The following is a 10,439-nucleotide window of genomic DNA, read 5'->3' on the forward strand; positions in this document are numbered from 1 at the left end:
ACCGGCTTCACGACAACCACCTCCCGGAGGACCTCATGACTTGGCAACAGCGGCGTGACCTGGAAGCGATGCTCCAGAAGGAAGCGCATGAGCCGGAACCGCTGCCGATCGGGCAGCTGCGGGAAGGGTTCGCCGCGATGATGGCGCAGTTCCCGGCCCCGGAGGACGTGCGCAGCACCCCGACCGAGCTCGGCGGGCGCCCCGCGCTCCGGGTCGATCCCGAAGGGGAGCCCCGGCCGGGGACGATCCTGTACCTGCACGGCGGATCCTGGGTGCTCGGCTCACCGGCCACCGGGTTCGTCAACACCGCGAACCTGGTCACCCGGACCCGGGTCGCGGCGATCTCGCTGGACTACCGGCTGGCCCCGGAACACCCGTTCCCGGCCGCGGTCGACGACTGCCTGGCCGCCTACCGCGCCCTGCTCGACGCCGGCACCGACCCGGCGGCGATCGTCTTCGCCGGCGACTCGGCCGGCGGCGGGCTGAGCGTGTCCACCTGCCTGGCCGCCCGCGCCGCCGGTCTGCCGCAACCCGCGGCGATCGTGGCGTTCTCGCCGGGCGTCGACCTCACGCGCGCCGGCGCGTCGATGGTCACCAGGCAGGACCGCGACCCCTACTTCACCCGGGAGGGCTTCGGCCACACCACCGCGATGTACCTCGGCGACCAGGACCCGGCCCAGCCGCTGCTGTCGCCGGCCGTGTACGCCGACCTGACCGGGCTGCCGCCCATGCTGCTCCAGGTCGGCACCAACGAGCTCCTGCTCGACGACGCGGTACGGCTCGCGGCCCGTGCCACCGAGGCCGACGTGGACGTGATCCTGGACGTCACCGCCGCGGTGCCGCACGTGTTCCAGGCCTTCGGCCCGGCGCTCGACGAGGCGGGCCGGGCCCTGGACCGCGCGGCGCTGTTCATCAGCCAGCACCTGGGCGTGTCGGCCGCGCGGTGACGACCCGTTCGGAGTATCCGATGGTGTGCTGAGTGCACCGGGGTGGAAGCGCTCACGTGAGTGATCAACGCGCGGACACCCTCGGGAGGCACACCATGCGGGACTCTGTGCGAACCCGCGGCTGCGGCCTGCCCGCTGTTCCCGGGCGATTTCCGTCCGACCAGATTCCGCCCGACCAGATGCGGCAATACCGAACGTGCATTGTCAAAGGCGTCCGCTCACGTTTCGCGACAACGCCGCGGCGGGGCCCCGGCCTGGGTGGCCGGTGCCAGATGACCGTCGCACTTCTCGCGTCCCGCAATAGAAAGCTCCATTGCCACCCGCAGAAAACTGGGAACCTCAGCTTTATTCCGGTAAAGGTTTTAGGTACTCCTCAGATTCCCTGGCTACGGTCCCCAGTATCACCGTCGCCGCATCAGCGACGCACCTCTTCTGCATCGGATCGGCATGACGGGAATTCGTGAGTCCAGCGGCGGCGAGCCGACATTCGCCCCGGCGGCGGCCGTGGCCGACCCGGGTACCGTGCGCGTAGAGCCGGCGGCCGGTGCGCGGGCGCGGCGGTCGTCGTTGGCGGCCCGGGCCTGGAAGCGGCGGCCGCGCCCGCTGACCGTGATGGCGGTGCTGGGCGTCATGCTGTTCGCGTTGTGGGGCATCGGCGGGCCGCTGTTCGGCACCTCGACGCTGACCCCGACCGACGAGATGGTCAGCAACGGCCCCTGGGTGAGCGCCGGGTTCGCCGGAACCGTGCCGTCGAACACCTATCTCGACGACACCTACACCTCCGAGCTGCCCAGCGAGATCTTGTTCAAGCAGCAGCTGGACGACGGCAAGGTGGCCCAGTGGAACCCCTACGGCGCCGGCGGAAGCGCGCTGGGAGCCATCCCGGACTACGCGTTCTACTCGCCGCTGACCGTCCCGTTCTACGTCCTGCCGTCCTGGCTGGCCCCGGCCTACGAACGGCTGCTGGAGATCGTGTGTTCGGTCGGCGGCGCGTTCCTGTTCCTGCGCCGGGTGTCGCTGTCGCGGCCGGCGGCGCTGCTCGGCGGGATCACGTTCGCCGGCAGCGGGTTCATGGTCGCCTGGCTCGGCTTCCCACAGACCAGGGTCGCCGCGTTCATCCCCGTGCTGTTCTGGACGATTGAGCGGTTCATCCAGGAGCGCCGGGCCCGAGACGCGGCCTTGGCGGCGCTGCCGGTGGCCGCCTTGTTCCTTGGCGGGTTCCCGTCAGTGGCCGGATACGCGCTGCTGACCGGAACTGCTTACGCGGTGGTCCGATTGGCCAGCGAACATCGCGAGGAGCTACGACGACGGGTGTTCCGCCCCCTGGTGCGACCGGTGTTGTATCTCGCCGGGTCGTTGGTCGCCGGGCTCGGGCTGGCGCTGTTCCAGCTGATCCCGTTCCTCAGCTTCTTCGGGACCTGGATGATCCAGGGCCGCAGCCAGTCGGCCTCGGCCACGCTGCCGGTGGCCAGCGTCCTGACGATGGTCGCGCCGTGGGCGTTCGGCACCGTCGACGCCAAGGACCCGACCCAGTTCGTGCTCTCGACCAACATGGTCGAGGCCGTGTCCTACATCGGCGCGGTCGCCGCGGTCCTGGTGGTGGCGGCGATCGCGATGCCGCGCCGGGGCCGCGCGCTGCTGCCGGTCGGGACGTGGGTGTTCGTCATCGGCGCCGCCCTGGCGTGGATCGAGCTCATCTACCTCGGCGGGCCGCCGCTGGCGCTGTTGCAGCGGCTGCCCGGCGCGCGGGCCCTGTTCGAGCAGAACTTCATCGGGCGGGCCCGCAGCATCCTGGGCTTCCTGCTCGCGGTGCTGGTGGCCGTCGGGTTCGAGCTGCTGGTCAGGGTCCGGGCGCAGGAGGAGAAGGCGTGGTCGCGGCGCCGTTGGTGGGCGGTGGTCGTGGTGGCCGGCGGGGCCGCGTCGACGGCGGTCATGGTCTACCGGGGCCGCGACACGATGCGGGTCGACGCGGCCGCCTCCGGGCAGGACGTCACCAAGGCCCTGCACCAGTACGGGAGCCAGATCGGGAGCGCGGCGGTCATCGTCGCGATCGCCGTCGCGTGCGTGGTCGCGCTGCGGGTGGCCGGGCGCCAGGCCTTCATCGGCCGCAAACAGGTGCGAATCGTCCGGTTCTCGGCCGCGACGACGCTCATCGTGCTGATGGCGGTGCAGGGCGCGCAGTTCATGCAGGGCTACTATCCGAAGTCCAGCAAGGCCATGTTCTATCCGGTGACCGACACCCACACGTTCCTCGCCGACAACCTCGGTGAGCAGCGGTACGCCTCGTCCTACGACGCCATAGTGTTCGGTACCGGCACCGCCTACGATCTGCGTTCGGTGAACGGCCACAACTTCCTGAACGCCGACTTCGCCGCGTTGCTGCAGGGCGTGCCCGACGGCGCGGTGCCGTATCCGACCTACGTCGACTTCCAGCCGCACGACACGAAGCAGGCCACCAGCCCGGTGCTGGACCTGCTGGGCACCAAGTACTGGGTGGCCGGGCCCACCGACGGCGTGTTCGGCGCGGTCTCCGCCGCTGCCCGCAGCGGCACGACGCAGCTGGTGCCCGGGCAGCCGGTCACCGTCCCGGTCACCGGTCCGCTGCGCGGCGTCTCGGTCACGCCGGAGGGCAACGTGCCCTGGGACGTCGCCGGGCTGACCAAGGGCACCACGATCGACGTCGTGATCCACGACGCCGGCGGCAAGGTGGTCGCCACCTCCAGCCAGCTCACCGGCGCCCGAGCCGGCACCCCGCTCCAGGTCGCGGTCGCCGCCGACTCGGTGCCGGCCGGCACCGCGCTGACCGCGACCATCACCTTGCACGCCAGCGCCCCGCTGACCGTCGACGCGGACAACGGGAAACCGGCCGTCGACTCGATCGACGACACGGACGACGGGCTGCGCGTGGCCTATGTCGGCTCGTCGGTCATATACGAGCGGCTGAACGCCATGCCCCGGATCCGGTGGGCGTCGCAGAGTACTGTGGTCGCCTCGCAGGACCAGCGGGTGGCGATGCTGGCCTCCGGGACGGTGCCGGACGACACGGTCGTGCTGTCCGACCCGGGACCGGCGGCGTCCGGACAGCCGGCGGCGGTGCGGGTGCTCAGCGACGGGACGGACTCGATCAGCAGCACGGTGACCGCGCAGGGTTCCGGGTATCTGGTGGTCGCCGACGCCGACCAGGTCGGCTGGCAGGCGACGGTCGACGGCAGACAGGCCACGCTGGTGAAGGCGGACCAGGGGCTGGTGGCGGTGAACGTGCCGGCCGGGACGCACACGGTGACGCTGCACTACGGCCTCCCGCAGCAGACGGCGGCGACCTGGGCCTCCGGCGCGGTCGGTGTCGCGCTGCTGGCCGTGCCGGCCGGCGAGTGGTGGTGGGAGCGGCGGCGCTCACGGATCGGGAAGGGGCCTGTTCCATGGCACTTGTAGACACGGATCCGACGGCTGGTCTGGACGGCTCTGATGGCTCGATCAGCTCGAACGGCTCGAACGGCTCGAACAGCTCGGACCCGATAGCCGCGGCGATGGACGCGGACTCTGCCGACGGTGTCGTCCCGCACGTGAGCGTCGTGCTGCCGTGTTACAACGAGGAGGCGCACGTCCTGCTGGAGATCCAGCGGATCTGTGCCGCTCTGGACGCCACCGACTACCCCTACGAGGTGCTGGCGATCGATGACGCCTCCACGGACGGCACCCTGGAGGTGTTGCGCAAGGCCGAGATCGAGTACGCGTCGGTGAAGGTGGTGGCCTTCAAGCGCAACGGCGGGGCCGGGACGGTGCGGCGGATCGGGTCGAAGATGGCCCGGGGCGACATCGTGGTGTGGACCGACGCCGACATGTCCTATCCCAACGAGCGGATCCCCGAGTTGGTGGAGATGCTCGATTTCGACGCGGGCATCGATCAGGTGGTCGGCGCGCGGAAGGCCGAGATGGGTTCGCACCGGCTGCTGCGGATACCGGCGAAGTGGGTCATCCGCAAGATCGCGGAGAAGCTGACCAACCAGAAGATTCCGGACCTGAACTCGGGTCTGCGCGCTATGCGGCGTGAGGTCGCGTTGCCGTATCTGCGGCTGCTGCCGCCCGGGTTCTCCTGCGTCACCACGATCACGTTGGCGTTCATGTCCAACCAGAAGAACGTGGTCTACATCCCGATCGACTACGCGAAGCGGGCCGGCAAGTCGAAGTTCCGCTTCGTCACCGACGCCTACCGCTACATCCTCCAGGTGTTGCGGATGGTCATGTACTTCAACCCGTTGAAGGTGCTGATGCCACCGGCGTTGTGGCTGATCGGGATCGGTGTCGTGAAGGCGGTGTTCGACCTCGTGGTGCATCCGTTCCGGTTCGCGCAGAACACGGCCCTGCTGATACTCAGTGGCCTGATCATCGCCTCGATGGCGTTGCTCGCGGACCTGATCGTGCGGTCCCGGCCGGAGTGAATGGGCCCAGACGCGTAGCCGACCTGTCCGCCTGAGGTCGCAGGCGACTCCGCCTCAAGGCGGAAGCGACGGCGCGGCAGCCGCTGGTCTACTTCGAACGCTGTTATCGGGCGTTCGGATTGGACAAACACGTGGTCGCATTCAGGATTCGGCAGCTGGCGGCGGTGGCGGCAGTCGTAGCGGTGGTGGCGGCGGGGCTTATGGCCCTCATGCCGGCGGTCGCCACGGCTGCCACTGCCGACGCGGTTCCCGGCGGTTACCAGGTCGCACCGGCTGTTTGGCAGCCCTGCCAGGACGGCATGCAGTGCGCGACGGTGCAGGTGCCGCTGGACTACCGGCAGCCGCGGGGCGAGAAGATCAGCATCGCGATGATGCGGCACCAGGCTACGGATGCCGCGCATCGCCGGGGGACGCTGTTCTTCAACTCCGGCGGTCCCTACGAGCAGTTGCTGAACTTCCCTCGCTATCTGCCGGTGCTCCCGGCGGCGTGGCTGGCGCAGTACGACATCGTCAACTTCGACCCGCGCGGGTTCGGCTACAGCACCTCAGTGCGCTGTTTCCCCAGTGAGGCGGCGGAGGCCGGCTTCCTCGCAGGGCTGCCCGCCGACGTTCCGGTGACGCCGGCACAGATCTCGACGTGGGATCAGACCATGGCCGCTTTCTCCGCACAGTGCGCCAAGACCAACGGCAGCCTGCTTCAGCACACCAGCACCGCCGACGTGGCCCGGGACATGGACCTGCTGCGGCAGGCGGTCGGCGCGCCGATGCTGAACTACGTGGCGGCCTCGTACGGCACCGGCCTGGGCGCCGTCTACGCCAACCTCTTCCCCGGCAAGGTCGGCCGCATGATTCTGGACGGCAACGTCGATCCGGTGGCGTGGACCGGGAGCGACGGCGGGACGGTGCCGCCGTTCGTGGCCATGCGCGCGGACGTGGCCAGCGCGAGGACGCTCGACGGCCTGCTCAACGCGTGCGGTGCGACCTCGACCGCCAAGTGTGCGTTCTCCGCCGGTACCCCGGCCGCCACCAAGGCCAAGTACGACACGCTGATCAGCCTGCTGCACGCGCATCCGGTCCCCGTCGGCAGCCCGCCCAACGCGCAGACCTGCGACGACGTCTGCGCCACGTACAGCATCCCGCTGGCCCAGGTGAGTCAGTGGCCTGACGGCGCGGCCTACCTCCAGCAACTCTGGCAGGCCGCGCACACCGGCCAGGCCGTCGCAGCCCCAGCCGTTGCCGCACCCGCGATCGCAGCCCCGGCCGTCGCCGCACCCGCTCTCGCAGCCCCAGCCCTCGCCGCCACCAAGGCCGGCGCCGGCACCGACCCGGCGCCGCCCTACGTCGGCGGCGAGCAGACCTTCGCAACGATCTGCTCCGACAGCGACCACCCCCGCGACCCGCGCGCCTACGCCGCCGCCGCCCGGATGTCGCAGGCCAGGGCCGGCCTGGTCGGCCTGTCCTGGACCTGGACGACCGAGATCTGCGCCACCTGGCCCAAGAGCGAGGACACCTATCCGGGCCCGTGGAACCGCCCCACTGCCAACCCGGTCCTTATCGTCGGCAACACCGGCGACCCCAACACGCCCTACTGGAACTCGGTCGCGATGACCCGCGAACTGGGCCGCACCCGCCTGCTCACGATCGACGGCTTCGGGCACACCGAACTCCTCAACCCGAGCACCTGCGCCACGGACTACGAGACCAGCTACCTCCAGACCGGCGTCCTGCCCGCGCAGGGGACGGTCTGCCGGCAGGACGCCGCGCCGTTCGCCTGACCGGCTGGCCGGCTGGCCGGCATCCAAACGGTTCAGGCCGGCCGGCCACCGGCCCGCTCCCACTGCGCGCCGTCCCACTCGACGTACTCGATCTGCGCGCCGCCGGGGAGCCTGGCGGTCAGGTTCCGGCCGGTGGGAACCGCCTGGACGCCGCGCACGATCTGCGCGCCGGTCTGCTCCAGGCGCCGCAGGCATTCGTCGAGGTCGTCCACGATCAGCGTGGCGGTCGTGGCCGTGTACGGCTCCAGCGTCTCCTCGTCCCCGGCCACCACCAGAACCCGGCCGACGCTGGCCAACTCCAGACCGTTCGGCATCGAGAAGCGGGTGGCGATGGGTTCGCCGGTCACGGTCTGCATGGCGGCCAAGACCGGGTCCAGGTCTGCTGCGTAGACGCGTGCGTAGGTACGGAAGACTCGCATGATCGTCGCCAACGGGCTGGTGATCGCGGCTATTCCGCGTGCGGGGGCTCAGAGCTCGTCATCATGCGGGTCCGGCGTGAACACCACCGCGATCGCCTCCGCGTGCTCCGGCTCCTCCGGATCCGCGACCACCTTCGCCATGATCGTGGCCTCGTAGTTCTCCGGATCCAGCTCCAGGATCTGCGCCAGCACCTCCTGGGCCTCGGCCAGCGCGCCGTACTTGATCATCGTGAACGCCGCCAGCCGCAGCTTGTCGACGGTCACCGGCTCGCCCGGGCCGTCGGCGCGGATCTCGACGCACCTGTCGAGCATCGGCTGGAAGCGCTTGGGCGGGCCGAAGAGCTGGAGGCCGATGATGATGCCCGGCACCGTCACCGGATCGCGCATGGGGGTGGCCAGGGCCTTCTCGAAGTCGGCCATCGCCTGGTCCCACTTGCCGAGCTGGAAGCGGATCTGGCCCAGGACGGCGGTGCGGTCGCCGCCGACGTCGGGCAGTTCGATGCGCTGGATCAGGCGCTCGGCCGCCCGGTGGTCCTGGTAGGCGAGCATGTAGAGCGAGCCGAGTTGGAACAGCGTCGTGGTCTGCTTCGGTGCGACGCGCAGGATGGCCTTGTAGGCCTCCTTCGCCTCGTCGTTCATCTTCAGCCGCTTGTAGATGTTCGCCGCGGACGTCAGCGCGCCCGGGTCGTCGCCCGCCAGCTCGACCGCCCGCTCGGCGGCGGCCACCGCCTCCTCGCGGCGGCCCGTCTCGGCCAGGATCCGCCCCTTCAACGACACCGATTCGCTGGAGTCGGGGAAGCGGCGGCAGCCCTCGGCGGCGATCTCCAGCGCCTCGTCGAGCCGGTCCAGGTGTTCCAGCCCGTAGACGGCCCAGCGGAACAGGTTGCGGGTCGCCTCGCCCTCGGCGATCAGCGGCTCGGCGAGGGCGACGAGGTCTTCGTAGCGGTCGTCGTCGCTGGCGATCTCGGCGGCCAGCAGCCGGGCCGGGGGCAGCGTCGGGTCCGCGGCCATCAGCGCCGAGGCCAACTCCCGGCAGCGATCGCGGGAATCCTTGGACCAGGCGTGGTTGTAGACGGCCGCGCGCCACATCGACCCCGCGATGCGCGCCTGCTTGCGCAGCAGGTCCGGGTCGGTCCCGGCGGTGCCCGGGGTGCCGAGGTCGGGGATGTCCAGGGCCTGGCAGCCGAGGGTGTAGACGTCCAGCAGCGGCGCGGGCAGGCCGTTGGTCTCCAGGGTGTCCAGCACCTCGCGCACCCGGTAGGGCTTGGGCTTGAGCCGCAGGGCCGAGGTGAACGCCTCCCGGGCCCGGTCGATCGCCCCGAGGCGGAGCTTCACGATCCCGGCCTGGATCAGGAACGTGGTGTTCATCGGCTCCAACTGGAGCGCTTCCTCCATGGCGGCTTCGGCTTCCCGCCAGCGGTATTCGTCCACCAGGACCAGCGCGCGGGCCTGGAAGCTGTCGCCGACCTGCGGGTCCACCTCGATGGCGCGGTCGGCCATGGCCAGCGCCTCGACACGGCGTTCGGGGTACTTGCCGAGGATCTGCGCGCACAACCGCAGGATCCGGCCCTCGTCCGGCGCGATCCGCAGGGCCCGCTCCAACAGGGCCAGCGCCTCGTCGAGTTCCTTGCCCTGCTTCAGGACCAGCGCGGCCCGGTAGAAGCCCTCGGTCTCGTTCGGCCAGTGCGTGATCAGCTGCCGCGCGGTCTCCAGCGCCTCGTCGAGGCGGTCGGCGAGGTCGAGCAGCCAGGCCAGGTTCGCCAGAGCGCCGTAGTGCCCGGGTTCGGAGGCCAGCGCCCGGCGCAGCATCGGCTCGGCCTCGGCGTAGCGCTCCAGCCGGATCAGGGCGGCGGCCCGCTCGACGGTGGCCCGCAGCGCGTCCTCGTCCGCCATCACAGACCCTTCGAGCCCTTGTGGTTCTTGAAGTACGCCGCGAGGTCGTCATACGCGCCGCCCTCGTTGGCGAACAACGCGACCGAGCGCGCGGCGTCGAACCACGGACCGGTCGAGGGGCGCACGTCCTTCAGCGCGTTCTCGAAGTCGGGCATGCCCATCATCCGCACCTCGCCGCTGCGCACCGCGTCCATCAGCGCGTTCTCGGTCGCCGACTCACAGAGGTAGGCCAGGTCCGCGCCGGAGAAGCCGTCGGTGCGTTCCACCAACGACTCCAGGTCGATGCCGGCGATCGGGCGGTCGCGCAGGTGGTAGCGCAGGATCTCCTCGCGGGCCGGGGCGTCCGGCGGCAGGACCAGGACCGTGCGGTCGAACCGGCCGGGGCGGCGCAGCGCCGGGTCGACGTCCCACGGGGCGTTCGTCGCGCCGAGCACGAACACGCCTTCGTTGTCCGCGCCCACCGAGTCCAGTTCGGTGAGGAACTGGTTGACCAGGGTGCGCATCATCGAGTTGCGGTTCTGGCTGCGCCGCTGGCCCAGCGCGTCCATCTCGTCGAAGAACAGCACACACGGGGCCTGGCGCCGGGCCAGCTCGAACAGCTCGGACAGGTTCTTCTCCGAGGCGCCGAACCACAAGTCCATCACCTCGGAGATGCCCACCGAGATGAACGACGCGCCGATCTCCCCGGCCACCGCGCGGGCGATGAAGGTCTTGCCGCATCCGGGCGGGCCGTACAGGAGCAGGCCGCCGCGCAGCGACTTGCCGTAGATCTTGCGCAGTTCGGGGTTGCGCATCGGGGCCAGGAACGCGACCTGCAACCGGTCCTTCACCTGGGAGAGGCCGCCGACGTCGGCGAGGGTCAGGGCCGGACGTTCGACCTCGTGGGCCGGGACGCCTTCGGGGTCCTCGTCCTCGGTGTTCGCGGCCATCGGCTTCGGCTTGGGCGTGGGCGCCGGGGGCTTGGCC

Annotated in this window: 7 protein-coding genes; 4 read left to right on the top strand and 3 right to left on the bottom strand. The window is 70.5% G+C overall.

Annotation, left to right across the window (positions count from 1 at the left end; translation table 11 throughout):
• The first annotated feature begins 35 nt into the window (after nt 1-35).
• From IZR01_RS26520 to IZR01_RS26535, 4 genes are all read left to right on the top strand, one after another.
• Nucleotides 36-947 carry an alpha/beta hydrolase gene (locus IZR01_RS26520; protein ID WP_194925422.1) on the top strand — a complete coding sequence of 304 codons (912 nt, stop codon included), beginning with the start codon at nt 36-38 and terminating at the stop codon, nt 945-947.
• A gap of 447 nt (nt 948-1,394) precedes the next feature.
• On the top strand, nt 1,395-4,379 hold the full coding sequence (locus IZR01_RS26525) for a YfhO family protein (protein WP_194925423.1): 2,985 nt from the start codon (nt 1,395-1,397) through the stop codon (nt 4,377-4,379).
• A gap of 95 nt (nt 4,380-4,474) precedes the next feature.
• Nucleotides 4,475-5,386: a glycosyltransferase family 2 protein gene (locus IZR01_RS26530; RefSeq protein ID WP_194896811.1), complete on the top strand. Its 912-nt coding sequence runs from the start codon at nt 4,475-4,477 to the stop codon at nt 5,384-5,386.
• A gap of 131 nt (nt 5,387-5,517) precedes the next feature.
• Complete coding sequence (locus IZR01_RS26535; protein WP_323747105.1) at nt 5,518-7,161, top strand: alpha/beta hydrolase; 1,644 nt, start codon at nt 5,518-5,520, stop codon at nt 7,159-7,161.
• A gap of 32 nt (nt 7,162-7,193) precedes the next feature.
• On the opposite strand, the gene IZR01_RS26540 is transcribed toward IZR01_RS26535, so the two are convergent.
• The 3 genes from IZR01_RS26540 to IZR01_RS26550 all read right to left on the bottom strand — a co-directional run.
• Nucleotides 7,194-7,580 carry a VOC family protein gene (locus tag IZR01_RS26540; protein ID WP_194925425.1) on the bottom strand — a complete coding sequence of 129 codons (387 nt, stop codon included), beginning with the start codon at nt 7,578-7,580 and terminating at the stop codon, nt 7,194-7,196.
• Between the two features lie 48 nt (nt 7,581-7,628).
• Nucleotides 7,629-9,473, bottom strand: a complete 1,845-nt coding sequence (locus IZR01_RS26545; protein ID WP_194896809.1) for a tetratricopeptide repeat protein — start codon at nt 9,471-9,473, stop codon at nt 7,629-7,631.
• The coding region (locus IZR01_RS26550; RefSeq protein ID WP_194925426.1) for an ATP-binding protein at nt 9,473-10,439 on the bottom strand (967 nt) is incomplete at its 5' end. The genes IZR01_RS26550 and IZR01_RS26545, both read right to left, overlap by 1 nt.

The sequence above is a fragment of the Catenulispora pinisilvae genome, assembly GCF_015356865.1.
GTDB lineage: Bacteria > Actinomycetota > Actinomycetes > Streptomycetales > Catenulisporaceae > Catenulispora > Catenulispora pinisilvae.

Bases quoted from the DNA above. Each gene is read 5' to 3' on its own strand.
- IZR01_RS26520 (WP_194925422.1), top strand. From the start codon at position 36: ATGACTTGGCAACAGCGGCGTGACCTGGAAGCGATGCTCCAGAAGGAA.
- IZR01_RS26525 (WP_194925423.1), top strand. From the start codon at position 1,395: ATGACGGGAATTCGTGAGTCCAGCGGCGGCGAGCCGACATTCGCCCCG.
- IZR01_RS26530 (WP_194896811.1), top strand. From the start codon at position 4,475: ATGGACGCGGACTCTGCCGACGGTGTCGTCCCGCACGTGAGCGTCGTG.
- IZR01_RS26540 (WP_194925425.1), bottom strand. From the start codon at position 7,580: ATGCGAGTCTTCCGTACCTACGCACGCGTCTACGCAGCAGACCTGGAC.
- IZR01_RS26545 (WP_194896809.1), bottom strand. From the start codon at position 9,473: ATGGCGGACGAGGACGCGCTGCGGGCCACCGTCGAGCGGGCCGCCGCC.